The sequence below is a fragment of the Aeromonas sobria genome (assembly GCF_050266975.1).
In the GTDB taxonomy this organism is placed as follows: Bacteria; Pseudomonadota; Gammaproteobacteria; order Enterobacterales; family Aeromonadaceae; genus Aeromonas; species Aeromonas sobria_B.
The window spans coordinates 40,031-63,719 of record NZ_JBKISU010000021.1; the positions used below are offsets into that span (position 1 = coordinate 40,031).

20 protein-coding genes and 1 pseudogene are annotated in these 23,689 nt (G+C 65.1%); 13 read left to right on the top strand and 8 right to left on the bottom strand.

Annotated elements, in window-relative coordinates; all coding sequences use genetic code 11:
• From ACLHZ1_RS13125 to tldD, 8 genes are all read left to right on the top strand, one after another.
• Positions 1 to 1,041, top strand: a complete 1,041-nt coding sequence (locus ACLHZ1_RS13125; RefSeq protein ID WP_005308111.1) for a rod shape-determining protein — start codon at positions 1 to 3, stop codon at positions 1,039 to 1,041.
• Positions 1,042 to 1,082: 41 nt separating this feature from the next.
• A complete protein-coding gene (gene mreC / locus ACLHZ1_RS13130) occupies positions 1,083 to 1,976 on the top strand; it encodes a rod shape-determining protein MreC (protein ID WP_427262447.1) in 894 nt (297 codons plus the stop codon).
• Positions 1,976 to 2,461 carry a rod shape-determining protein MreD gene (gene mreD, locus ACLHZ1_RS13135; RefSeq protein WP_427262448.1) on the top strand — a complete coding sequence of 162 codons (486 nt, stop codon included), beginning with the start codon at positions 1,976 to 1,978 and terminating at the stop codon, positions 2,459 to 2,461. Before mreC ends, mreD begins: the two co-directional genes overlap by 1 nt.
• 2 nt (positions 2,462 to 2,463) lie before the next feature.
• Positions 2,464 to 3,051 (top strand): Maf family protein, encoded by a 588-nt coding sequence (locus ACLHZ1_RS13140; protein ID WP_427262449.1) that lies wholly within the window; start codon positions 2,464 to 2,466, stop codon positions 3,049 to 3,051.
• 85 nt (positions 3,052 to 3,136) lie between these two features.
• Positions 3,137 to 4,606 carry a ribonuclease G gene (rng, locus tag ACLHZ1_RS13145; protein ID WP_042001162.1) on the top strand — a complete coding sequence of 490 codons (1,470 nt, stop codon included), beginning with the start codon at positions 3,137 to 3,139 and terminating at the stop codon, positions 4,604 to 4,606.
• The gene (locus ACLHZ1_RS13150) at positions 4,606 to 8,505 is read left to right on the top strand and encodes a YhdP family protein (protein ID WP_427262450.1); all 3,900 of its coding nucleotides are present in this window, start codon (positions 4,606 to 4,608) and stop codon (positions 8,503 to 8,505) included. Before rng ends, ACLHZ1_RS13150 begins: the two co-directional genes overlap by 1 nt.
• A gap of 33 nt (positions 8,506 to 8,538) precedes the next feature.
• A complete protein-coding gene (locus ACLHZ1_RS13155; protein WP_427262451.1) occupies positions 8,539 to 9,345 on the top strand; it encodes a carbon-nitrogen hydrolase family protein in 807 nt (268 codons plus the stop codon).
• A 69-nt stretch (positions 9,346 to 9,414) separates the two neighbouring features.
• The gene (tldD, locus tag ACLHZ1_RS13160) at positions 9,415 to 10,863 is read left to right on the top strand and encodes a metalloprotease TldD (protein ID WP_427262452.1); all 1,449 of its coding nucleotides are present in this window, start codon (positions 9,415 to 9,417) and stop codon (positions 10,861 to 10,863) included.
• A gap of 144 nt (positions 10,864 to 11,007) precedes the next feature.
• Here tldD and ACLHZ1_RS13165 read toward each other — a convergent pair whose 3' ends face one another.
• The 3 genes from ACLHZ1_RS13165 to ACLHZ1_RS13175 form a co-directional block, all read right to left on the bottom strand.
• On the bottom strand, positions 11,008 to 11,211 hold the full coding sequence (locus tag ACLHZ1_RS13165; protein ID WP_427262453.1) for a hypothetical protein: 204 nt from the start codon (positions 11,209 to 11,211) through the stop codon (positions 11,008 to 11,010).
• A gap of 159 nt (positions 11,212 to 11,370) precedes the next feature.
• Positions 11,371 to 12,087 carry a MarC family NAAT transporter gene (locus tag ACLHZ1_RS13170; protein WP_427262454.1) on the bottom strand — a complete coding sequence of 239 codons (717 nt, stop codon included), beginning with the start codon at positions 12,085 to 12,087 and terminating at the stop codon, positions 11,371 to 11,373.
• A 180-nt stretch (positions 12,088 to 12,267) separates the two neighbouring features.
• Positions 12,268 to 13,584: an MFS transporter gene (locus ACLHZ1_RS13175; protein WP_427262455.1), complete on the bottom strand. Its 1,317-nt coding sequence runs from the start codon at positions 13,582 to 13,584 to the stop codon at positions 12,268 to 12,270.
• Positions 13,585 to 13,751: 167 nt separating this feature from the next.
• On the opposite strand from ACLHZ1_RS13175, the gene ACLHZ1_RS13180 reads away from it, so the two are divergent.
• A complete protein-coding gene (locus tag ACLHZ1_RS13180; protein ID WP_427262480.1) occupies positions 13,752 to 14,453 on the top strand; it encodes an ATP-binding protein in 702 nt (233 codons plus the stop codon).
• Between the two features lie 92 nt (positions 14,454 to 14,545).
• On the opposite strand, the gene ypfJ is transcribed toward ACLHZ1_RS13180, so the two are convergent.
• Both ypfJ and ACLHZ1_RS13190 read right to left on the bottom strand, forming a co-directional pair.
• Positions 14,546 to 15,406, bottom strand: coding sequence for a KPN_02809 family neutral zinc metallopeptidase (gene ypfJ / locus ACLHZ1_RS13185; RefSeq protein ID WP_427262456.1), 861 nt, complete (start codon positions 15,404 to 15,406; stop codon positions 14,546 to 14,548).
• A 79-nt stretch (positions 15,407 to 15,485) separates the two neighbouring features.
• Positions 15,486 to 15,770 (bottom strand): hypothetical protein, encoded by a 285-nt coding sequence (locus ACLHZ1_RS13190; RefSeq protein ID WP_427262457.1) that lies wholly within the window; start codon positions 15,768 to 15,770, stop codon positions 15,486 to 15,488.
• Between the two features lie 146 nt (positions 15,771 to 15,916).
• On the opposite strand from ACLHZ1_RS13190, the gene ACLHZ1_RS13195 reads away from it, so the two are divergent.
• The gene (locus tag ACLHZ1_RS13195) at positions 15,917 to 16,438 is read left to right on the top strand and encodes a GNAT family N-acetyltransferase (protein ID WP_427262458.1); all 522 of its coding nucleotides are present in this window, start codon (positions 15,917 to 15,919) and stop codon (positions 16,436 to 16,438) included.
• A 117-nt stretch (positions 16,439 to 16,555) separates the two neighbouring features.
• On the opposite strand, the gene ACLHZ1_RS13200 is transcribed toward ACLHZ1_RS13195, so the two are convergent.
• Positions 16,556 to 16,732 carry a hypothetical protein gene (locus ACLHZ1_RS13200; RefSeq protein WP_084205547.1) on the bottom strand — a complete coding sequence of 59 codons (177 nt, stop codon included), beginning with the start codon at positions 16,730 to 16,732 and terminating at the stop codon, positions 16,556 to 16,558.
• 499 nt (positions 16,733 to 17,231) lie between these two features.
• Between ACLHZ1_RS13200 and ACLHZ1_RS13205 the strand changes: the two genes are divergently transcribed.
• Positions 17,232 to 17,702, top strand: coding sequence for an Lrp/AsnC family transcriptional regulator (locus ACLHZ1_RS13205; protein ID WP_042001133.1), 471 nt, complete (start codon positions 17,232 to 17,234; stop codon positions 17,700 to 17,702).
• A gap of 210 nt (positions 17,703 to 17,912) precedes the next feature.
• On the opposite strand, the pseudogene ACLHZ1_RS13210 reads toward ACLHZ1_RS13205, so the two are convergent.
• Positions 17,913 to 19,874, bottom strand: a pseudogene (locus ACLHZ1_RS13210) (LTA synthase family protein); the annotation flags it as partial.
• Positions 19,875 to 20,133: 259 nt separating this feature from the next.
• Here ACLHZ1_RS13210 and ACLHZ1_RS13215 point away from each other — a divergent pair.
• Entirely contained in the window at positions 20,134 to 20,406 is a 273-nt protein-coding gene (locus ACLHZ1_RS13215) for a DUF2442 domain-containing protein (protein ID WP_427262459.1), read from the top strand.
• Positions 20,407 to 20,530: 124 nt separating this feature from the next.
• Positions 20,531 to 22,141 (top strand): alpha-amylase family glycosyl hydrolase, encoded by a 1,611-nt coding sequence (locus tag ACLHZ1_RS13220; protein WP_427262460.1) that lies wholly within the window; start codon positions 20,531 to 20,533, stop codon positions 22,139 to 22,141.
• A 60-nt stretch (positions 22,142 to 22,201) separates the two neighbouring features.
• On the opposite strand, the gene ACLHZ1_RS13225 is transcribed toward ACLHZ1_RS13220, so the two are convergent.
• Entirely contained in the window at positions 22,202 to 23,575 is a 1,374-nt protein-coding gene (locus ACLHZ1_RS13225; protein ID WP_427262461.1) for a PepSY-associated TM helix domain-containing protein, read from the bottom strand.
• Positions 23,576 to 23,689: the final 114 nt, after the last annotated feature.

Below are 23,689 nucleotides of genomic sequence, written 5' to 3' on the forward strand. Positions count from 1 at the left end.
ATGTTCAAAAAGCTCAGAGGCGTCTTTTCCAACGATCTGTCGATCGATTTGGGAACTGCCAACACCCTGATCTACGTAAAAGATCAAGGGATCGTCCTTAACGAACCCTCAGTTGTCGCCATTCGCCAAGAGCGCGGGAATGCCAAATCCGTCGCGGCTGTCGGTCATGCCGCCAAGCAGATGCTGGGTCGAACCCCGGGCAACATCTCCGCCATTCGTCCGATGAAGGACGGCGTCATCGCCGACTTCTACGTGACCGAGAAGATGCTGCAGCACTTCATCAAGCAGGTTCACGACAACAACTATTTCCGCCCCAGCCCCCGTGTGCTGGTGTGCGTGCCGTGTGGCTCCACCCAGGTGGAACGTCGCGCCATCAAGGAATCCGCCCTGGGCGCCGGCGCCCGCGAGGTCTATCTCATCGATGAACCCATGGCTGCCGCCATCGGTGCCGGCCTGCCGGTGTCCGAAGCGACCGGCTCCATGGTGGTGGACATCGGTGGCGGTACCACGGAAGTTGCCATCATCTCCCTGAACGGCGTGGTCTACTCCCAGTCCGTGCGCATCGGTGGCGACAAGTTTGACGAGGCCATCATCAGCTATGTGCGTCGCAACTACGGCAGCCTGATCGGGGAAGCCACCGCCGAGCGCATCAAGCACGAGATCGGCTCCGCCTACCCGGGCGAAGAGGTGCGCGAGATCGAAGTGCGTGGTCGCAACCTGGCCGAGGGCGTGCCCCGCAGCTTCACCCTGAACTCCAACGAGATCCTGGAAGCGCTGCAAGAGCCGCTGTCCGGCATCGTCTCCGCCGTCATGGTGGCCCTGGAGCAGTCCCCGCCCGAGCTGGCCTCCGACATCTCCGAGCGCGGCATGGTGCTGACCGGTGGTGGCGCCCTGCTCAAAGACATCGACCGTCTGCTGATGGAAGAGACCGGCATCCCGGTCGTCGTGGCCGAGGATCCCCTCACCTGCGTCGCCCGCGGCGGCGGCAAGGCGCTGGAGCTGATCGACATGCACGGTGGCGATCTGTTCCACTACGAATAAGACCCAAAGCCGGCCGAGCGCCGGCTCTTTTTTGACGACTCATGAAACCCATTTTTGGTAGAGGCCCTTCGCTTCAGTTACGGTTGTTTCTCGCCGTCATCATCTCGGTTGCTGCCATCGTCGCGGATTCCCGCTTCGGTGTGTTCAGCCACGTCCGCGTTTATCTGAGCTCCCTGGTCAGCCCGCTGCAATACATGGCCAACGCCCCCGGCACCCTGCTCGACACCATGTCGACCCAGGTGCAGACCCGTGCCGACCTCATCGAACAGACCAAGCAGCAGGAGCAGCAGCTGTTTACCCTGCGCTCCCGTCTGCTCAAGATGGATCATCTGGAACACGAGAACCAGCGGCTGCGGGAACTGCTCGGTTCTCCCGTCCATAACGAGTCCCGCAAGATGGTGGCCGAGCTGCTGTCGGTGGATTCCGATCCCTTCAGCCATCAGGTGCTGATCAACAAGGGGGCGCTGGACGGCGTCTACAACGGCCAGCCGGTGATCAACGATCAGGGGGTGGTCGGTCAGGTGCTCCATGTGGGCTCCACCACCAGCCGGGTGCTGCTCATCACCGACGCCAGCCACGGCATTCCGGTGCGGGTGCTGCGCAACGACTTGCGCGCCATCGCCTCCGGCAGCGGCGAGCTGGACAAGCTGGAGCTGCGCAACCTGCCGCGCAACACCGACGTTCAGGTCGGCGATCTGCTGGTCACCTCGGGTCTCGGCGGCCGCTTCCCGGAAGGCTACCCGGTGGCGACCGTGACCCGCTCCGACTACGTGGAGGGCAAGCCCTTCGCCCAGGTCGAGGCCAGGCCCCTGGTGGCGCTGGACAGGCTGCGCTACCTGCTGCTGCTGTGGACCGACAAGACCCCTGAGGTCCATGACGAAGAGGCGAGTGCCCCGACCACGGCTGTCGCCCCGGCCGCGGGGGCGACCCCCTGATGCTGCAACCCGCGAGCGGGCGGTTCTGGATCTGGCTCTCGGTCATGCTGGCCCTGAGCCTCTCCATCATGCCGCTGCCCCATCAATTCGAGCCGTTTCGCCCGGACTGGCTCGCCATGGTGCTGATCTACTGGGCCCTGGCGCTGCCCCACAGGGCCAATGTCGGCACCGCCTGGGTGGCGGGCCTGCTGCTGGACGTGCTGCTCGGCAGCACCCTCGGCGTGCGGGCCATGGCCATGGCCATCACCACCTATCTGGCCGCCTTCCAGTTCCAGAAGATCCGCAACTTCTCCCTCTGGCAGCAGGCCTTCATCATAGGGCTGCTCTCCCTGGTGGGTAAGCTCACCATCTTCTGGGCCGAGCATCTGTTCGGTCGTGCCAGCCTCAATTTTGCCTATTTTTGGTCCACCCTCTCCACGATGTTAATATGGCCCTGGGTGTTTCTGGTGCTGCGCAAGGTGCGCCGCCGCTTCAATATCAAGTGATTATGAGCAAACACAACGAACTGCAACTCTATCTCGCCTCCGGCTCGCCCCGTCGTCGTGAGCTGCTGACCCAGCTGGGATATCGCTTCGAGGTGCTCAGGCTGGATGTGCCGGAACAGCGCCTCGAAGGGGAGAAACCTCAGGACTACGTCTGCCGCCTCGCCCGCGACAAGGCGATGGCCGGTCTGGCCGTCGCGCCGAGCGCGCTGCCGGTGCTGGGTGCCGACACCATAGTGGTGCTCGGCGATCGGGTGCTGGAGAAACCCTCGGATTTATTCGACGCCAAGGATATGCTGGAGGCACTCTCAGGCAAGGTGCATCAGGTGATGACGGCGGTGGCCCTGGCCACCCCGGAGCGCTGCGACGTGCGGCTGGTCACCACCAACGTGGCGTTTCGCAAGCTGGACGAGGCCGAGATCGAGGCCTATTGGCGCACCGGCGAGCCCTGTGACAAGGCCGGGGCCTATGGCATTCAAGGGATAGCGGGCAAGTTCGTCAGCCGCATCGAGGGGAGCTACAGCGCCGTGGTCGGCCTGCCCCTGCTGGAGACGGATCTGTTGATCAAGGGACATCTGGAACAGGCGGGCTGAGTCTCCTCGCGTTCTACCCCGTTACCTCCTCCGCCCTGCGCCGGATGGCTGCCCAGAATTCAAACTAGAACAGACAAGGTAACTTATGTCGGTAGAACTGCTGGTGAACGTCACCCCCTCAGAGACCCGGGTCGCCCTGGTCGAAAACGGCCTGCTGCAGGAAGTGCATGTGGAGCGCCAGGCCAAGCGCGGCATAGTGGGCAACATCTACAAGGGCAAGATCAGCCGGGTGCTGCCCGGCATGCAGGCCGCCTTCGTCGACATCGGCATGGACAAGGCCGCCTTCCTGCACGCCTCCGACATAGTGCCCCACACCGAGTGCGTGGCGGTGAAGGAGAAGGAGCAGTTCCAGGCGGGCAACATCGCCGAGCTGGTGCGCCAGGGCCAGGACATCATGGTGCAGGTGGTCAAAGACCCGCTCGGTACCAAAGGGGCCCGCCTCACCACCGATATCACCCTGCCTTCCCGCTATCTGGTGTTCATGCCGGGCAGCGCCCACGTCGGCGTCTCCCAGCGCATCGAGTCCGAGGCGGAGCGCGAGCGGCTCAAGCGCACCGTGGCCGGCTATGTGGACGATCTCGGTGGCTACATCATCCGCACCGCCGCCGAAGGGGTGGGGGAGCAGGAGCTGGAGCAGGACGCCGCCTTCTTGAAGCGGCTGTGGCGCAAGATCCTCGAGCGCAAGCAGAAGTATCCCCCCTGCAAGATCCTCTACGAGGATCCCAGCCTGGCGTTTCGGGTTGTGCGGGACTTCGTCGGCGCCGAGCTCGACAAGATCCGGGTGGATTCACGCCAGAGCTTCGAGGCGCTCAAGCGCTTCACCGAGGAGTACGTGCCCGAGCTCGCCGGCAAGCTGGACTACTACGCGGGCGAGTCCCCCATCTTCGATCTCTACGACGTGGAGAACGAGATCCAGCGTGCCCTGGAGCGCAAGGTGGAGCTGAAATCCGGCGGCTACCTCATCATCGACCAGACCGAAGCCATGACCACGGTGGACATCAACACCGGCGCCTTCGTCGGCCATCGCAACCTGGAAGAGACCATCTTCAACACCAACGTCGAGGCGACGGCGGCCATCGCCCGCCACCTGCGCCTGCGCAACCTCGGCGGCATCATCATCATCGATTTCATCGACATGCAGTCCGAGGATCACCGCCGCCGGGTGCTCCACAGCCTGGAACTGGCACTGGCCAAAGACAGGGCCAAGACCAACGTCAACGGCTTCTCCCAGCTCGGCCTGGTGGAGATGACCCGCAAGCGCACCCGGGAGAGCCTGGAGCACGTGCTCTGTTCCGAGTGTCCCGAGTGCAAGGGCCGCGGCCGGGTCAAGACGGTGGAGTCGGTCTGTTTCGAGATCCTGCGGGAGATCATCCGGGTCAACCGCGCCTACGACGCGGATCAGTTCACCGTCTACGCCGCCCCGGCGGTGTCCGACTATCTGCGCGGCGAGGAGTCCCACAGCCTGGCGGAGCTGGAAGTCTTCATCGGCAAGCAGGTGCGGGTCATCAGTGAACCCCTCTGCGGCCAGGAACAATTCGATGTGGTGATGATGTAGTGATCTATCGCTGGTTGAGTCGGGGCTGGCTGGCCCTGGGCATCTTCTTCGTACTGCTGGCCATCCTGGTCAGCCTGGTGCGGGTAGGGGGGCCTTTGCTCAACCAGCATCGTCAGGCCCTGCTCGATCAGCTGCTGATGGATACCCAGCTCGAGGCCAGCGTGGCCGCGGTCGGGCTGGACTGGACCCGGCGCGGACCGGCGCTGACCCTGAGCGATTTCACCCTGGCCCGGGATTCGGGGCGCTTCTCGGTGCGTTTCGGCAAGGTGTGGGCCCACCTCGATGCCTGGCAATCCCTGCAACGACTCAGGCCTGTGTTTGGGGAGTTGCAGCTCGGTGACGGGGACATTCACCTCGATCTGAGCCAGCCGGCCGGTGCCAGCACCGATCGGCCAGACGATCAACAACGGGCTTTGCTGCGCTTCCTGCTGACCCAGCTCGACACCTTCGATGTGCACGACACCCGCGTCAGCGTCACCACGGCGCTGGGGGCGGTGCGCGCCCTCAATGTGGCGAGTCTGCGCTGGCAAAACGGCGGCAGTCGTCATCAGGGGGTGGGCAAGGCCTACCTGGTGGAGGGGGTGGGGGAGAGCACCCTGGACCTTATCGTCGACGTGACCACCCCCTCCCACCGGCTCGATCGGCTGGAGGGGCAGATCTATCTGGGGGCAAACCGGCTCAATCTGGGGCCCTTGCTGGCCCGCATTCACCGGGGCGAACCCAGGGTGGAGGGCCAGCTCGACTTCCAGCTGTGGAGCAGGTTCGCCGACGGCCGGGTGGGGGACTCCCTGCTGGCGTTTGGCGATAACTACCTCATCTGGCAGGACCCCAAGGACGGGGCCCATCGCCTCGACCTCAAGGATGGCAAGGTGCAACTGCGCCGGGACGGGGATGACTGGCAGCTCGCCAGCCACGAGATGACCTTCAGGCTCGATGGCAGGCCCTGGTTGCGCAGCCGGTTGCAACTGGAGCGGACAGGCAACCGGATCCAGGGCTATGTGCCCTCGGTGGATCTCGCGCAGATCGCCAACCTGAGCCAGCTGGTCTCCGGCCTCTATCCTCGCCTGACCGAGACCCTCAAGCAGACCCGACCCGAGGGACAGCTGCAGGATCTCATCCTCCAGGCCGATGGGGACTGGCAGGGGCTCTCCCTGAACGGTCAACTCTCCCACCTCAAGGTCACCGCCTGGCAGGACGTGCCGGGGGTGAGGGATCTGAACGGCGAGTTCTGGCTCACCCCCGGCGGCGGCAGCGCCCGGCTGGCGATGCACAAGGACAAGCTGGATCCGGCCCGCCACTTCAAGCGGGTCATTCCCATCGACGACTTCTCGGCGCGGCTCGACTGGTGGCAGGCGCCACGGGGCTGGGTGCTCTATGGCCGGGACATCGCCCTGGACAACCCGGACCTGACCCTCGCCAGCCGCTTTCGACTCGACTTGTTCGAGCACCCCTTCCTCGCCCTGACCGGGCGCATCGACGTCAAGAATGCCGCCCATGCCGACGGCTACTTCCCGTTGCAGGTGATGGACAAGAGCCTGGTGGACTACCTGAGCGGCGCCATCCAGGGGGGGCAGGCCAAGGGGGCGGATCTGCTCTGGTACGGTGAATTCAAGGATTTCCCTTATGCCAAGGGAGAGGGCATCTTTCAGGTGGCCGTGCCCCTCGAGGGCGCACGTTTCCAGTTCGATCCCGGCTGGCAGCCCCTCACCGATCTGCAGATTGACCTCCTGTTCCAGAACGCCAGCCTCGACATGCGCAGCCGTGCCACCCGGCTTGGCAAGGCGAGTTCCGACGATGTCCATGCCTGGATCCCGGATCTCTACCCCGGGGCCCACCTCCTGATCGACGCCAGGGTGGCCGGGGAGGGCAAGGCCATCAGCGACTATCTGCAGGCGTCTCCCCTGAAGGGAACCGTGGGACAGGCCCTGAGCGCGCTGGAGGTGCGCGGTCCGCTCAAGGGGACCATCAAGCTCGATATTCCGCTGGATGGTGAGGGGGAGGTGAAGGCCGAGGGCCACGCCGACTTCAACAACAACCGGGTGCGGGTGGCGGCCCTGGATCTGCCCCTGACGCGGGTGCAGGGCCGGCTCGACTATGACAACGAGCAGACCCGTTTTCGCGGCCTCAAGGCCAGCCTGTGGGATCAGCCCCTGACCCTGGACTATCTGGGCAAGCAGACGCCTGGGGGGTATAGAGTCGATCTCGGCCTCAAGGGAAGCTGGGACAGCACCCGTCAGCCGGCGCAGATCCGCAACCTTGCCATCTTGCAGGGGCGCAGCGACTGGCATGGCAAGCTGGTGCTGAACCTGCCGGAGGGCAAGCCGTTCAACTTCCAGCTCGGCCTCGACAGCAACTTGCAGGGCATGGCCCTCACCCTGCCCCCCCCCCTCGCCAAGGCGGCGGGGACGCGTCAGCCCCTCAAGGTGAGTGTGCGCGGTCAGGAGGGGGTGGCCGAGATCCACGGCGCCCTCGGGTCGGACGTGACGCTGCAGAGCAGCCTGGTCTATGGCGAGGCGAGCCCCTACCTGCGGCGGCTGCGGCTGGACGTGGGGCGGGCGGGCAATAGGGTGCTGCGGGACAAGCCCATGGTGATCGCCATCAATCAGCCCGGCGCCGATGTGGCGGGCTGGCTCGCCGCCCTCGGTCGCTGGCTGCCGACGCGAGCCGATGGCGCCGCCGCCCTGGTGGGGCCCTCCTTCCTGCCCCAGGAGTGGTGGGTGGATGGCCAGATCGCCCAGGCGCGGCTGGGCAGCGCCCTGCTCAAGGCGGTGCAGTTCACGGTCGGCCCCGTGGCCGGGGCCACCGAGGTGATGATAGACAGCCCGGACGTGATGGGGGTGGTGCGCATCCCCCTGGCGGACGGGCAGCCGGTGGATGCCAGGTTCGCCCGCATCCACTGGTCCGGCAGCAGCCAGGATCTGCGGCCCAGGGCCGACGCGAGCCAGGACAGGGCCATCATGGCCGCCGTGCCCTGGCTCACCTTCAATTGCGTGGATTGCCGCTTCGGCGAGCTGCCCCTGGGCGCGATCAAGGGGGAGCTGGTGCCCTCCGCCGGCAAGGTGAGCCTCAAGGGGTTCGAGATGGCGCTGGCCAACAGCCGCCTCGGCGGCAGCGCCGACTGGCTCGCCACGGCCGCCGGCATGGAGACCCGGGTGCGGCTGGAGGCGAGCAGCAAGAACAGCGAGCTGCTGCTCAAGCGGCTCGGCTACACCTCCCCCATCGGCGACGCGCCGGGCAAGGCCAAGGCGAGCCTCAGCTGGCAGGATGTGCCCTACCGTCCCCAACTCGGAAGCCTGGCCGGCAAGGTCGACTATCAGCTGGAGGGGGGCACACTGCGGGAGGTCAACGACAAGGGGGCGCGCCTGCTCTCCCTGCTGAGCCTGGACTCCTTGCTGCGCAAGCTGCGCCTCGATTTTCGCGACGTGTTCGACAAGGGCTTCTACTTCGAGTCCATGTCCGCCAGCGCCGACATCAGCCAGGGGGTGGCCCGCAACAATGACTTCTACATGAAGGGCGCCGCGGGTAATCTCAGGGGAGAGGGGGTTCTGGATTTCGTGCGCTGGCATGTGGATTACGACCTCAGCTTCTCCCCCAATCTGGGAGGCACGCTGCCGGTGGTGGCGGCCTTCTCCCTGACCCCCATCACCGGACTCTATGTGCTGGCGCTCTCCAAGCTGCTCGAGCCCGTGGTGGACGTGATCACCCGCATCGATTTTCGGGTCTCTGGCCCCATCGATTCCCCAAGACTGATCGAGGCGGGCCGCAACCGGGCCATGATCAAGCTCAATCAGGAGCAGAAGCAGGCGGTGGACGCCGTGGCGCCGACCCTGGCGCCCGAGAGTCAGGAGGTGAGCCCCTTCCTGCTCAACCCCAAGCATGATGGCCCGTCCCAACGCTGAGACCCCATCCTGGTAACGAACAAGGAGTGTGTCATGTGGTTATGTGCGATGCAGCTGGTCTCTGGCAGGGGCTGGGCCGATAACCGGGCCCGGATCGCCGAACAGCTGGCGGCCCTGCCCCCCGAGCGACCCTTGCTGGTGTTGCTGCCGGAAAACTTCGCCCTCTTTGGCGAGCGCCAGGGTTATCTGGACGGTGCAGAGGCCCTGGGGGAGGGCCCGATCCAGACCCAACTGGCCGCCTGGGCGCGAGAGTACGGGATCTGGCTGCTGGCCGGAGCCATGCCCACCCGCATCCCGGGGGCTGGTCATATCCACACCAGTTCCCTGGTGTTCGACCCCGATGGCGCGCTCAGGGGCCACTACCACAAGATCCACCTGTTCGACGTGGACGTGGCGGACAATCACGGTCGCTACCGGGAGTCGGAGACCTTCAGCCCGGGGGATGCGCCTGTGCTGGTGGACTCCCCCTTTGGTCCCCTCGGCCTCTCTATCTGTTATGATCTGCGCTTTCCCGAGCTCTATCGCCAGCTGGCCCGGGCCGGTGCCCGGGTGCTGCTGGTACCCGCCGCCTTCACCGCCGTGACCGGAGAGGCCCATTGGGAGCCGCTGCTGCGGGCCCGCGCCATCGAAAACCAGTGCTACGTGGTGGCCGCCAACCAGGGGGGCACCCACGAGACGGGGCGCCAGACCTGGGGCCACAGCATGGTGATCGACCCCTGGGGCCGGGTGCTCGCTTGCCAGCCGACCGGCTGCGGCCTGGTGCTGGCGAAGATGGAGCCCGGGCTTATCGACGAATTGCATCGCACCATGCCGGTGCTGACCCATGCCCGTTTGTTGTGATGGTGCGGCTTGTTGCCAACCCGTCGGCAAGACGATTAAAACAGCTCGTTACGAGAGTGGAGAAGAAGATTGAGTCTATTGAGCCAGGTGAGTGCCTCCCTGTTGGCCCCGAACGACCTCGACGAAGGGCGGCTGCAACAGCTGCTCGGCAGCCTGATGAGCCATCAGGTGGAGTTTGGTGATCTCTATTTCCAGCGCAGCTGGCACGAGTCCTGGATGCTGGAGGACGGCATCGTCAAGGATGGCAGCTACAACATCGATCAGGGCGTGGGGGTGCGCGCCGTCAGCGGCGAGAAGACCGGCTTCGCCTACTCGGACGAGTTGAGCCTGCGGGCCCTGATCCAGTCCGTCACCGCCGCCCGCGGCATCGCCGCCGCAGGGGGGGAGGGCAAGGTGAAGGCGTGGGCCAGAACTTCGGCAAACCTGCTCTACCCGGCCCTGGATCCCCTGCAGACCCTGGACAAGCGCCAGAAGATCGCCCTGCTCGAGCAGATGGACAAGTTCGCCCGCAGCCTGGACCCGGCGGTGAGCCAGGTGATGGCCTCCATCAATGGCGTCTACGAGGAGATACTGGTGGCCGCCACCGACGGTACCCTGGCCGCCGACGTGCGCCCCCTGGTGCGGCTCTCGGTCACCGTGCTGGCGGAGCGGGACGGGCGGCGGGAGCGGGGCAGCGCCGGTGGCGGTGGCCGCTTTGGCTACGACTGGTTCCTGGAGCTGGATGGCCTGGAGAGCCGGGCCTTTGGCTATGTGCGTGAAGCGGTGCGCCAGGCCTTGGTCAACCTCGATGCCATCGATGCCCCGGCCGGCACCATGCCGGTGGTGCTCGGCGCCGGCTGGCCCGGCGTGCTGCTGCACGAGGCGGTGGGCCACGGCCTGGAGGGGGACTTCAACCGCAAAGGCTCGTCCGCCTTCTCGGGGCGCATCGGCGAGCAGGTCGCCTCCAAACACTGCACCATAGTCGATGACGGCACCCTGCCGGGGCGTCGCGGCTCCGTCTCCATCGATGACGAGGGGACGCCGGGGGGCTACAACGTGCTCATCGAGAACGGCATCCTCAAGGGCTACCTGCAGGACAAGCAGAACGCCCGCCTGATGGGGGTGCCGCTCACCGGCAACGGCCGGCGCGAATCCTACGCCGCCCTGCCGATGCCGCGCATGACCAATACCTACATGCTGGCGGGTCAGTACGATCCGGCGGAGATCATCGCCTCGGTGAAGAAGGGGATCTATGCCCCCAACTTCGGCGGCGGCCAGGTGGACATCACCTCAGGCAAGTTCGTCTTCTCCGCCTCCGAGGCCTACCTCATCGAAGACGGCAGGATCACCGCGCCCATCAAGGGGGCGACCCTGATCGGCAACGGGCCCGAGGCCATGAGCCAGGTCTCCATGGTGGGTCACGACCTTGCCCTGGATCGCGGGGTCGGGGTCTGCGGCAAGGAGGGGCAGAGCGTGCCGGTCGGGGTCGGCCAGCCCACCCTCAAGCTGGATCAATTGACCGTGGGTGGCACCCAGTAGCCTGGGTCAGCCGCGTAGCGGAATCCGACAAGGTCAGTTGCAGTCAAACCCCGGCCGGTGCCGGGGTTGTCCTATCTGCCCGGCGCCGAGCCAACAAAAAACCCGGTCAGTTGACCGGGGTGGACGAGCCGGGGTGACGGCGGGTTAGTTGGCCGAGATGGCCTTGGCATCTATGTAGAACCGCGCCTTGCCTTGGGGATCGACCCTGATCTGGGCCAGCAGACGGTTGGATCGCTTGTACTCCCATCTGGTCTGGATCCGGGTCAGGGCAGGACTGGCAGCACCGACCACATTCAGATATTCATGAAACAGGCTGTAACTGCCAATCTCGGTCAGCGTCTTTTCCATTTATCTCTCTCCTGGAGTGACTGGGGTCTGGGTGCAACGCTAACAGCCGCTCCCTGAACCGCCACTGTATGAAAAATGAGCCGAGTGAGCGGCGTGCCCATGATGTGATCGGGCGCACCCGTGGCGATGGCTGCCGGGGTGACATGACACCGTCTTCAGTCAGGGGTGGCGGGCTTCTTGCCGCTGTTCGAGAGCCCCGGCAACCTGGGGCAGAGAAGGGGCCACCTGGGTCATGGCTGCGCCGTGGAACACGGGATCCTGTGCCACCTCCTTGACCCCGTTGATGCAGAACTGCATGCCCATGCACACCAGCAGGAAACCCATGATGCGGGTCATGGCGTCGATGCCGGTGGCACCGAGCAGCTTGCAGACCGGATCCGCCAGCTTGAGCACGCCCCAGCTGATCAGACTCATCAGGGCGAACGCCGTGACCACGGCGCCGTAGATGACGACGCGGTTGTCGTCGGCGGGCAGCTCGGCGATCTGGGCGGCGCCGCTGATCACCAGGGCCATGGTACCCGGGCCGCACATGCTGGGCATGGTGAGGGGCACGAAGGCGATGCTCTGGTTGATGTCGGCGTCTCCCCCCTGGGTCGGGGCGGGGAACAGCATGCGAAAGCCGATGAAGGCGATGATGAGACCACCGGCCAGGCGCAGGCCAGGGATGGAGATCCCGAACAGATCCAGGATCGAGGAGCCGATGAAGAAGCTGACGCAGAGGGTGGCGAACAGATAGAGGGCGGCCAGGTTGATCTGGCGGCGCAGGTGTTCGCGGGACATCCCCTTGCTCAGCCCCAGCAGCAGGGTGGCCGTGGTGGGCGGGTTGACCATGGGCAGCAGCGCCAGCAAGGCGAGAAATACGACCTGAAAGAACATCTTGAGCCTCGAATGAGTTGAATGGGGACCAGCCCGGCAGCGCCTGGCTCAGGGGAAGGCTAGCTTATGTCGGCCATGCTGAACACAGGCCATATAGCCGCGCCCCGACCGGAGTCGGGGCGCGTCATCGGACGGATTGAGGCCGGCACTGCCCCAGCCAGCGGGCCATGCCTGGGTGCGTCAGGCCGCCTGGGGCACGACCTGCCGCTGGCTGCGCTGCCGGGACCAGAGGAAGAGGCCGAGCAGGAAGCCGAGGGCCGACAGGGCCATCACATAGTGGGAGGGCGCCAGCACGTCGTGCTTCATCCAGAGCGTGACCAGCATGGGGGTGAGGCCACCGAAGATGGCGTAGGCCACGTTGTAGGAGAACGACAACCCGGAGAAGCGCACCACGGCCGGGAAGGCATTGACCATCACATAGGGCACGGCGCCGACGATCCCCACCGCGAAACCCGCCAGGGTATAGAGGGGGACCAGCTGCTCGGTGCCGGCCTGCAGCCCGTGGTAGAAGGCGTAACAGGCACCGGCCAGCAGCAGTGAGCCCAGCGTGAAGGTGGGACCGCTGCCAAGGGCATCGATGAGGCGGCCGTAGACGATGCAGCCCAGGGTGAGGGCCAGGATGGCCAGGGAGTTGGCGGTCAGGGCATCGGCCGGGCTGACCCCGTGCAGCTTCTGCAGATAGGTGGGGGTCATCAGGATCACCACCACTATGCCGGCGGAGAGCAGCCAGGTCAGCAGCATGGAGACGATGACGCTGCCCTTGTGCTCGCGCAGCACCGTCTTGAGGGGCAGCTCCTCGGCCAGGGTCTTGTTGGCCTGCATCTCGGCAAACACCGGGGTCTCGTGCAGCCAGCGGCGCAAGTACATGGCGACGATGCCGAACACGCCGCCGAGGATGAAGGCCAGGCGCCAACCCCACTCGCTCACCTCCAGCGGGCTCATGCCGCGGTTGATGGCGGTGGCCACCAGGGAGCCGAGCAGTATGCCGGCGGTCAGCCCGGCGGTGAGAGTGCCGCAGGCGACCCCGATGCGGCGGGCGGGCACGTGTTCGGCCACGAAGACCCAGGCGCCCGGCACTTCGCCGCCGATGGCGGCCCCTTGCAGGATCCGCAGCAGCAGCAGCAACAGGGGCGCCGCTATGCCGAGGGCGGCATAGGTGGGCAGCAGGCCGATCAGCAGGGTGGGCAGCGCCATCATGATGATGCTGAGGGTGAACATGCGCTTGCGACCGATGAGATCGCCGAAGTGGGCCATGATGATGCCCCCCAGGGGGCGGGCCAGGTAGCCGGCGGCGAAGATGCCGAAGGTCTGGAACTGGCGCAGCCACTCGGGAATGTCGGCGGGGAAGAAGAGTTCGCCTATCACCACGGCGAAGAAGACGAAGATGATGAAGTCGTAGAACTCGAGGGCACCGCCGAGGGCGGCCAGGCTCAGGGTCTTGTAATCCTGCCGGTTGAGTGGGCGGGCATGGCCATCTGATTGGGCGGCTGTTGTCATATCCTTATGTTTCCCCATTATTTTTTCGTTATTGTTCCCCCTTGTACCGGGGTACGCTCACCCTCGAGAGTATGCTTTTGTGTCCCTGGGTGTAAATCGCACAATGTGCAACACAGTCTTGCAATCCTGTGGTGCCATGAGGAGAGAAACGAATGAAACAACGGGATGTGGCCCCCACACGGGTCCTGCTCTCCTGGAGCAGCGGCAAAGACAGCGCCTGGGCCTTGCATCGCCTGCGCCAGGATCCGGACATCGAGGTGGTGGGCCTATTTACCACCCTCAACCAGGCGTTCGAGCGGGTGGCCATGCACGGGGTACGCAAGCAGTTGCTGACGGAGCAGGCCGAGTGCGTGGGGCTGCCACTGCACTGCATCGATCTGCCCTGGCCCTGCAGCAACGAGGAGTATGGCCGGATCATGAGGGACTTCATCGCGGGCGTGGTGGCCAGTGGAGTCCGCCATATGGCATTTGGCGATCTCTTCCTCGAGGACGTGCGCGCCTATCGAGAGAAACAGCTCGAAGGGACGGGCATCAGCCCCCTGTTCCCGCTCTGGGGCAGCGATACCGCGCAACTCGCCCGGGAGATGATGGCCGCCGGGCTCAGGGCCCGCATCAGCTGCCTGGATCCCCGCAAGCTGCCGGCCACCCTGGGGGGTCATGCCTTCGATGACGCCTTGCTGGCGGCCCTGCCCGCGGGCGTGGATCCCTGCGGTGAAAACGGCGAATTCCACACCCTGGCCTTTGATGGCCCCATGTTCCGGCGGCCGCTGGCGATACGGGTGGGGGAGAGCGTGCTGCGGGATGACTTCCTGTTTACCGATCTGCTGCCGGCAGACCCGGAGGAGGGGGCGGCCTGCGCGCCCGCCTGACGAGGGCGATCGGATGAGGATCCCTCGGCGCCGAGGGGAAACTGTGACGAAAGGGGCCGGATCCTGCCAGGATCCGGCCCCTTTGTCTGGGGTCAGCGGGCGGCGAAGGTGTCGCAGCGGGCGGGATCCCCGCTGTCAAAGCCCCGCTTGAACCACTCCAGGCGCTGGGCCGAGCTGCCGTGGGTGAAGCTGTCCGGCACCACGCGCCCCTGGCTCTGCTGTTGCAAGCGGTCGTCGCCGATGGCCTGGGCGGCGTTGAGGGCCTCCTCCAGATCGCCGCGCTCCAGCACCTGCTCCCGTTCCATCTGGTGTCCCCAGACCCCGGCGAAGCAGTCCGCCTGCAATTCGAGTTTGACCGACAGCTGGTTCTGGCGCGCCTGGCTCAGTCCCTGCTGCTGTTGGCGCACCTTGGTGGAGATGCCGAGCAGGTTCTGGACATGATGGCCCACCTCGTGGGCGACCACGTAACCCTGGGCGAAGTCGCCATCGGCCCTGAGCTTGGTCTTCATGTCCTGGTAGAAGGAGAGGTCTATGTAGACGGAGCGGTCGGCGGGACAGTAGAAGGGACCCATCACTGCCTGCCCCTGGCCGCAGCCGGTGCGGGTCGCGCCGCGGTAGAGCACCAGCTTGGGAGGCTGGTAACGGCTGCCGGCACTCTGGAAGATGGCGCCCCAGGTGTCTTCGGTCGAGGCCAGCATCACTGAGGTGAAACGCGCCAGCTCGTCATCCGCGGCGGACTTGCCCGGCTGGCCTGCCGGTTGCTGCGACATGGACTGACCCGGATCCGAGCCATTGAGCAGGGGGCCGAGATCCACACCGTAGTAACCGGCGACCATGACCACCACCAGCAGGATCAGGCGCCCCTTGCCGCCCAGGGGCAGGCCCCCGCCGCCACCGCCCTGCTGACGGCGATCCTCGACATTGTTGCTCTCACGACGGTTTTGCCAACGCATGTTCGATACTCCTCAATCCGGTGGGGGTTAATGATAACGGTTGTGGCGGGATCCTACCTGAATGAGGTGGCGTCCCGGTTCACTCGGCCCAGGGCATCTCGGGCAGGGTGTCGAGGAATTGCGCGTAACGCTCGACGTTGAAGGGGCCCTGATCCGCCTCCATGGCCATCAGCTCGGCGCCCAGGGCGCAGGCGATGTACTGCAGCGCCTCCTCCCGCGGGGTGCCCTTCATCACCAGCCGCATCAGGGTCGCCTTGACCTGGAGCGGGTGGCCGTCGAGCAGCTGGTTGTCGACCATCTCCAGCAGGGTCTTCTCGTCGAAAAATTCGGTGTCGTTGGCATCGTCATGGGGAATGTCGTTCATGGGATCATCTCGGGCTATCTCAGAAAAGGGCGACCAGTATAGCCTGCCCAAGGGGAAGCGTCCGATCCGAGTGCGGGCCCTTGCCATCGACCCCTTCCGGGGGCAGTCTGGAGTGGCCCCATCCATGGCCTGCTGTGAGAGACCCCATGATTGTTACCGATCGCCTGATCCTGCGCGAGCTGACCTGCGCCGATGCCCCCTTCATCCTCGCCCTGCTGAGCGACGCCGACTTCCACCGCTACATCGGCGATCGCGGGGTGCGCACCCTGGCCGATGCCGAGCATTACATACAGCAGGGGCCCGCCGTCAGCTATGCCCATCACGGCCACGGTCTCTATCTGGTCGCCCGCCGCAGTGACGGCGCCAAGCTGGGGATCTGCGGCCTGATCAGGCGCGACAGCCTGCCCTGCGAAGACATTGGCTACGCCTTCCTGCCCGCCTGGCGAGGTCAGGGGTATGCCATCGAGGCGGCGCAGGCGGCGCTGCGGGATGGTCGGGAGCGGCTCGGGATCGCCCGGGTCATCGCCATCGTCACCCCGGGCAATGCCCGCTCGCTGGCGCTGCTGGCCAAGCTGGGGCTGGTACAGAGTCGTCTGGTGAAATTGAGCGAGGATGGGGACGAGTGTCTGCTGCTGGAGGCTGGCGGAGCTGAAACCAGTCTGGTCTGAGCCAGATGGCGACAGGCTGCACTGGCAGGCTGCGGGTAGAAGGCGAGTGGTTGGACAAGGAGGGCCGCCGTGAGTTGCGGCCCTTGTGCATCGTGCGCTGCCGAAGGGCAGGCGGGATCAGTTGAGGTCTTCGATGGAGAACTCGCCGGCGATACCATCACAGGAGATGGCAAAGCCACCGCTGAAGCGGGTGCTGAACTGGATCAGGAACGCATCGGAATCCTGCTCTTGCGGGGGCAGGTTGATGGGTTTGCTGCGACGCAGGGGTTTGTGTGTCTGTATGGCTTTCATCATGGTATTTCTCTATATAAATTAAGTGTTTGCTCCTTGTATTTGCAAATGTCAGGTCAATGGGCGTGGTCAGATCCACGCAGGAATACCCAGCCCTGTCAGGGGCGTCTGCACTGTTTCAAGGAATGCGCCAAGGACTATGCGGTTGCATAGTGAATTTGGGTGGGCAGATCGGGTCTGCACCGTGAGAGCCGGGCAACGCAGGCAGACAGCCTGACGGTTCTCAAGGCGAGTAAATCAGAAGAAGGTTATGCGGATACTGACAGGATTCATCGTGAGGTGAAGCATTGCAGGGTAAACATAAACAGGGTTGATTGACTAGCCGGCGCACACTATGGCGGCAACCTGGGCAAAAAGCAAACATTTATTGACAACAATCGCCATGATGCCGGCCAGCCCGGCTCGCAGCGGCGTCAGGTCGCGGCCCCTGGCGTCTTGCGCGTTGTGTTTGCGGCGCTTGTCGGGCAGAGTTGGGACAATTTGATCGGTTCAAGGAGTAGAGATGAGAAACCTGGATCAGCTGGATCTGGATATCCTGGCGCACCTGTTTCGTGATGCAGGGATGACCAACAAGGACTTGGCGGCCCTGGTCGGGGTGGCGCCCTCCACCTGCCTGGAGCGGGTGCGCAAGCTGCAGCAGGATGGGGTGCTCAAGGGGGCCCACTGCGAGGTCGATCACCAGGCCCTCGGCGGTCATATCCAGGCCATGGTCTCGCTGCAACTGGCGCGCCACAGCCGCCAGATCATCGACGAGTTTCGCGATGCCATCCTGCTGCTGCCCGAGGTGATCAGCCTGTTCCACATGGGGGGCAAGGATGATTTCCTGGTGCATCTGTGCGTCGCCGACACCGAGCATCTGCGCAATTTCGTGTTCGATCACTTCACCTCCCGGGAGGAGGTGGTGCACCTCGAGACCTCCCTGGTGTTCGAGCACAGATTCAGCCGATCCCTGCCCTGTTTTCTGACCACCTGACCGCCCCGAAGACCATGAAAAAACCCGCCTGTTGGCGGGTTTTTTCATGGTGCATGGCGGGCACTATCTGACGGCGGTATCGGCGTCTTCTGGGGAGCGATGGCCCCCCTGCTGGTTGGCGGCGGTCTCTGTGGTGTCGGCGGTGCGATGATTCCCCTGCTGGTTGGTTGCTGTCTCGGCGGGGTCGGCGGTGCTATGGCCCCCCTGCTGGTTGGCGGCGGCATCGGCGGGGTCGGCGGTGCGATAGAGCCCCTGCTGGTAGGCCATGCTCCCCCACAGCGCCAGCCCCAGCGCCTGCTCCTTCATGGCATCTGACTGGGGGGCCGGCCGCAGGGTCTGGGCGGTCGCGTCATAGACGAAGCCTTCGGCCGCCTGCTCGGGTTGCAGTATCACCACATCCTTGCCCCGCATCAGGGCGAAGTTCTTGTCGTACTGCATGATGGCGCGTCCGGGCCAGTCGTCCGGTGTGCGGGTCAGATCCTGGCCCAGCATGGGGTAGCTGGCGCTTATGCCCATCAGGGAGAGCAGGGTCGGCGTCATGTCGATCTGGCTGACGATGCGCCTGTCCTGTTTCGGCGCTATGCCGTCCCCCACTATGACCCCGGGGATATGGAAGCGGGGGATGGGCACCAGGCTGGCGCCCCCGACCCGGCTGTCGTGATCGGCGATGACCAGAAAGAGGGTGTCTTGCCAGTATTCGGATTGCTTGGCCTGCCTGAAGAACTCGCCGATGGCATAGTCGGCATACTTGGCGGCGTTGTTGCGGGTCGCCTTGGGCTGCTCGTACAGTTCGATGCGATCATCCGGGAACTCGAACGGATCATGGTTGCTGGAGCTGAACACCAGGCTGAAGAAGGGTTTGCCCTCCTTGTGCAGCGCCTCGAAGGTGTCGTTGGCCTTGGCCATCAGATCCTCGTCGGAGGCGCCCCAGGATCCCTCGAACACCGGATCCTTGAAGTCCTTCTGCTCGACTATCTGACTGAAGCCGTTGCCGAGGAAGAAGCTGCGCATGTTGTCGAAGTGACTCTCGCCGCCATAGATGAAGCTGGTGCTGTAGCCGCGCTGCTTGAGCAGGTCCGCCAGGGTGAAGAAGTTGGTCTGGCTCTTGCCAAGCTTGACCACGGCCTGGGCCGGGGTCGGGGTAAAGCCGGTGACGACCGCCTCTATGCCGCGCACCGAGCGGGTGCCGGTGGCATAGAGCCGCTCGAACGCCCAGCCCTGCCGGGACAGGGCATCTATGTTGGGGGTGAGGGGCAGGCCGCCGAGGGAGCCGACGAACTGGGCCCCCAGGCTCTCTTGCAGCAGGATCACCAGATTTTTCGGCTTGCCCTGATGGCTGGCGGGGTTGAAGCTCTGGCTCGGCAGGCTGACCGAGTCGAAGGCGGCCGCGGGACGACCGCTCTCGGCCCGGACTATCTCGATGACCCGCTCATCCGGCAGGGTGCCATACATGCTGGCGGCATCTTCCTCGTTGCCGAGCTGCTTGATGGCAAAGAACAGGGAGTAGGAGGAGTTCACCGTCAGGGCATTGACCAGGGGATCGTCGGCGAAGGCGACCATGGCGGGGTTGAGGGCCCTGTGCCCCAGACTGGAGCGGGCGCCGAGAAAACCGATGGCCAGGATCAAGAGGGCAAACGCCGGGCGCAGCGTCCAGCGCGGCAGCGACAGCCCGCGGAGCAGGCGCCCCGACAGACGCCAGCCACCCCAGAGGGTCAACAGGCTGACCAGGACCGCCAGCAGCAGTTCGCCCTTGCGGCCCGTCCACAGCATGGAGAGCACCTCCTTCGGATAGATGAGGTATTCGATGTAGAGACGGTTGGGCCTGACCCCGTATTCGGTGATGAAAGCCGGGGTGGAGATCTCCAGAAACACCATGAGCCAGAGGCTCAGGGTCAGCCAGACTCGCATCAGGGAGAGCCAGGCCCGGCCCGCGCCGTGGGGGCCGGCCAGCAGCATGGTGAACATGGCGGGAATGCCCCACACCCAGCAGAGGGTGGCGAAGTCGACCCTGAGCCCCTGCAGCACTATGGTGCCCCAACCATCGACCGCGCTGACGCGATCCGCCTGCCAGAGGGCAAGGCCGAGGCGGGAGAGACTGAACAGACAGAGGGCGAGCAAGGAAAAACAGGCAAACGGCCAGAAAGGGCCGAGCCATCGTTTGAGCTGGTTCATTTGGATTCCTGATATGAGTCTGTATATGCCTGTTTCCTCAGGCATTATTTTATTGTCGTTGGTAAGACATGGGGAAAGGGGAAAGGTTGCGTGTCCTTGTCATTTAAATGGATCTTTTGCCCTGAGCATCGGTTTGTCGCGCCTGGCGGCCAGGGATGGCGGGCAGCATAAACGACTGGGAAAACTGTGATCCCGCCTGTACAGCGAGGAGGGGGGCCTGCCTATAATGGCGCCGAATTTTCTCAATCGGAGCCGAAGGATGCCGGTCTTCATCGATGTGGAGTACGTGCAGGGCGGGCGCCTGTTCGTGGTGCTGTCAGACGGCACCACCGGGGTGCTGGATCTCACCCACTGGCGCAGCCAGCCCCTGTTCGCGGCGCTGGATACGGATCGGCGCTGTGCCCGGGTCTTCATCAATCGCCGTCACCAGCTGGAGTGGCCCTCTGGCTGCACCCTGTCGGCCCATGAGGTCTACCACCTGATCAAGCCCATCGACGAGCGCGAGGCCTTCCCCGATCGCAGTCCAGGCTGAGTGTAGCAGGCTAACGCCTTGAGTCAGGTAACGTTTTCAGTCACAGACCCGCTCTGGCGAGGCCGCTATCATGGCCCCAGGGTGGCGCATTTTGCGCCAATCTCACCACAGCGGGAAGATAACAATGAAACATGGAACGTTGCGTCGTGGCGGCCTGATCGGGGCCGCCCTGTTACTGTCGGCGTGTGGCGGCGGGGGATCCGGCGGCGAGCCCCAGCCCCCCGTCACCAACCCGTTGCCGACCACCGCCAGCCGCGCCTGCCATGGCGATGACCAGCCCGCCTGCAACCTGCGCACCTATCAGGTGATGGTGGAGTCCTTCGTCGATGGCGACGGCAGCGCCGACTACGGCGTCGGCTACGGCCCCTCCCGGCACAACGGCGATCTGCAAGGGATCATCGACAGCCTGGATCACATCAAGAGCCTCAACGTCAATGCCATCTGGCTCACCCCGGTGTTCGACTCCTGCGCGGGGCAAGGCGGGGACGACAGGCTGGATGCCACCGGCTACTTCGCCTGCGATTTTTTCAACGTGGACCCCCACTTCGGCAGCAACGCCCGGCTCAAACAGCTGGTGGACGCGGCCCACCAGCGCGGCCTCTACGTCTTCCTCGACGGCGTGTTCGGCCACGTCAACAGGGTGGGAGTGAGCAAGCCCTCCCCCGAGGGCCGGCTGCCTGCCCTCAAGAGCGGCGGCGCCGGCTACCCGGGCCAGCTGGTGGATTACGACCAGCCCGAGAGCCTGGCCTACTTCAAGGAGGTGGCCCGCTACTGGATAGAGCAGGTCGGCATCGACGGCTGGCGCCTCGATCAGGCTTATCAGCTGGGGCTGGATGACTGGCGCGCCATCCGCACCGAGGTGGAGCAGGCCAGCGCGGCGCGCAAGGCCGCCGGCCAGCAGTGGGGCACCCTCGGCTACCTGGTTGGCGAGGTGTGGAAGGGGGCCGACGAGATCCGCGCCCAGGCCTATGGCAGCAGCGACAACCCGGCGCTCGCCTCGGCGTTCGACTTCCCGCTGCGCTATGGCCTGGTGCAGGCGCTGGCGGTGGAGGAGTCCGGCAAGGGCGGCCAGGGGGCCGGCGTGCTCGACGCCAGCTGGAACAAGCTGGAGAACTACCCCAATCACGCCATGCCCAACCTGATGCTGGGCAATCACGACCTGGTGCGCTTCGGCGATCTGCTGGAGCGCGGCAACTTCAATCCCGCGGACTACTGGCAGCGCCACAAGGCGGCCTTCAGCTTCCTGGCGGCCCGCTCCGGCCCCATCACCCTCTACTACGGCGAGGAGTTTGGCGACGAGGTGCCGGGCTTTGCTGCCCAGGTGAGCGGCGACTGTGCGGCCCAGGGTCTGTGCGACGATCACGTGGCCCGCAGCGATGGCAAGGTGCCCGGTGTCACCGGCTTCGTGCCGAGCAGCGAGCAGGCCGAACTCAGGCAGTGGCTGAGCGACTTGCTGGCCCTGCGCGCCAAGCACCCGGCTCTCTATCAGGGGGAGCGAGTCAAGCTGGTGGCCGAGGGCAGCGTCTATGGCGACATCAAGCAGACGGCGGGCGAGCAAATCGTCTACCTGCTCAACGTCTCCACCACGCCCCAGAGCTACAGCCTGCCTCTGGCCAAGCTGCGCAGCGGCAGTGTCTTGGTGGATCTGCAGAGCGGCGAGCGCCTGGCCATGGGGGGCAGCAGCTTGACGGTAGATCTGCCGCCCCTCACCGGGCGCCTGCTGCGGCTGGAGTAGCCGAGCCTTGCTGTGAACAGAAAAAGGGCCCCAATGGGGCCCTTTTTGATGGCAGCCGGTTTACCTCAGCCGCGCCAGGGGCGCGCCCAGGCGGGTGAGCAGCAGGCTGTCGAGCAGCCAGATCCCCAGCATGGAAGCGCCGACCAGGGGGAAGGCGAGGCCAAGCAGGATCAGCAGCACCAGGGCGCCGCGCAGGGAGGGCAGCGGACTGGGCAGGGGAGGCACCCCGAGGCGACCCGCCGGACGACGACGCCACCAGATCCAGAGGCCGCTGACCGAGCTCAGCAAGATCATCAGGCAGATGAGCAGCATGGCGAGCTGATGGGGCCAGCCGTACATCTTGCCCATGTGCAGCATGACGCCGGTCTCGACCGCCTTGGCGACCGGGCCGTAATCCTGCCAGCGCACATCGGCCAGCACCTTGCCGCTGTATTGATCCAGGTGCAGGGTGGCATCGTTGCGCGGGTCGTCGGCAAAGACAGAGAGGGTGAATACCCCTCTGGATCCCGCTGGCGGCGTGATGCTGTAACCGGGTTGCACCTGGCGACCGGAGGCGGTTGCCACCACCTGTTGCCAGCTGATGCGGCCGGGTTCGGCCGGGGCGGCGGCATGGCCCATGGCACTGTGGTCATGGGTCGCGGATTCCGGCATGGGCAGGGTTTCCACCGCCCAGGGCACCGTCTGTTCATGGGCGTGATTCAGGGTGCGGGTGAGCGGGGTGGAGGTGGGGACCTGGTTCCACATCTGGGCCGGGAAGCGGTTCCAGACCCCGGCGAACTTGTCCCCCCAAAAACCGGTCCAGGTCATGCCGGTCAGCAGCAGCAGTATGAGGAAGCCGGCGCCCCAGAAGCCGACCACGGCGTGCATGTCGCGCCACCAGAGGCGGCCCTTCTGATCCCGCCTCGGCCAGCGCAGCCCCTGCATGCCGGGCCCCTTGCGGGGCCACCACAGATAGAGACCCGTGCCGACCAGCACCAGGCCCCAGCCGGCGGCGAGCTCGATCAGTCGATCCCCTGTGGTGCCCAGCATGAGGTCGGCGTGCAGGGCGCGCGCCATGGCCTGCAGGTTGTAGCGATTGTCCTGGCTGCCGAGCAGGGTGCCGCGGATGGGGTCGATGAAGAGGGTCAACTCCTGGCCCTGATGGCGCACCACCAGCTGATCGCTGCGATCCGGCGCCGGGGCGGGGATGTATTTCACTATCTCGCTGCCGGGCAGGGAGCCGTGAGCCTTGTTGACCAGGAAGTCGGCATCCATGCGCTGCTGGCCAGGGGTGACGGTCTGCAGCTCGGCATACATGAGGCGATCGAGCTGGGGCTGAAACAGATAGATGATCCCGGTCAGGGAGAGCAGGATCAGGAAGGGGGCCACGAACAGACCGGCATAGAAGTGCCAACGCCATATTCTCTGATAACGACTGATATCCTTATTATTCACACGACACTCCTGGGGAAGAGGATGAACCTTATGGCTGGTGGAAGGTTTGGCGTGCGCATCATAGCAGCAGGGTTTTGTTAACTGCAATGTTACAAAGCGCGGCAGCCAGGGCCG

What these genes read in the sequence shown, in the direction of transcription:
- ACLHZ1_RS13125 (WP_005308111.1), top strand. Translation starts at nt 1, where the DNA reads ATGTTCAAAAAGCTCAGAGGCGTCTTTTCCAACGATCTGTCGATCGAT.
- mreC (WP_427262447.1), top strand. Translation starts at nt 1,083, where the DNA reads ATGAAACCCATTTTTGGTAGAGGCCCTTCGCTTCAGTTACGGTTGTTT.
- mreD (WP_427262448.1), top strand. Translation starts at nt 1,976, where the DNA reads ATGCTGCAACCCGCGAGCGGGCGGTTCTGGATCTGGCTCTCGGTCATG.
- ACLHZ1_RS13140 (WP_427262449.1), top strand. Translation starts at nt 2,464, where the DNA reads ATGAGCAAACACAACGAACTGCAACTCTATCTCGCCTCCGGCTCGCCC.
- rng (WP_042001162.1), top strand. Translation starts at nt 3,137, where the DNA reads ATGTCGGTAGAACTGCTGGTGAACGTCACCCCCTCAGAGACCCGGGTC.
- ACLHZ1_RS13155 (WP_427262451.1), top strand. Translation starts at nt 8,539, where the DNA reads ATGTGGTTATGTGCGATGCAGCTGGTCTCTGGCAGGGGCTGGGCCGAT.
- ACLHZ1_RS13165 (WP_427262453.1), bottom strand. Translation starts at nt 11,211, where the DNA reads ATGGAAAAGACGCTGACCGAGATTGGCAGTTACAGCCTGTTTCATGAA.
- ACLHZ1_RS13170 (WP_427262454.1), bottom strand. Translation starts at nt 12,087, where the DNA reads ATGTTCTTTCAGGTCGTATTTCTCGCCTTGCTGGCGCTGCTGCCCATG.
- ACLHZ1_RS13175 (WP_427262455.1), bottom strand. Translation starts at nt 13,584, where the DNA reads ATGACAACAGCCGCCCAATCAGATGGCCATGCCCGCCCACTCAACCGG.
- ypfJ (WP_427262456.1), bottom strand. Translation starts at nt 15,406, where the DNA reads ATGCGTTGGCAAAACCGTCGTGAGAGCAACAATGTCGAGGATCGCCGT.
- ACLHZ1_RS13190 (WP_427262457.1), bottom strand. Translation starts at nt 15,770, where the DNA reads ATGAACGACATTCCCCATGACGATGCCAACGACACCGAATTTTTCGAC.
- ACLHZ1_RS13195 (WP_427262458.1), top strand. Translation starts at nt 15,917, where the DNA reads ATGATTGTTACCGATCGCCTGATCCTGCGCGAGCTGACCTGCGCCGAT.
- ACLHZ1_RS13200 (WP_084205547.1), bottom strand. Translation starts at nt 16,732, where the DNA reads ATGATGAAAGCCATACAGACACACAAACCCCTGCGTCGCAGCAAACCC.
- ACLHZ1_RS13205 (WP_042001133.1), top strand. Translation starts at nt 17,232, where the DNA reads ATGAGAAACCTGGATCAGCTGGATCTGGATATCCTGGCGCACCTGTTT.
- ACLHZ1_RS13215 (WP_427262459.1), top strand. Translation starts at nt 20,134, where the DNA reads ATGCCGGTCTTCATCGATGTGGAGTACGTGCAGGGCGGGCGCCTGTTC.
- ACLHZ1_RS13220 (WP_427262460.1), top strand. Translation starts at nt 20,531, where the DNA reads ATGAAACATGGAACGTTGCGTCGTGGCGGCCTGATCGGGGCCGCCCTG.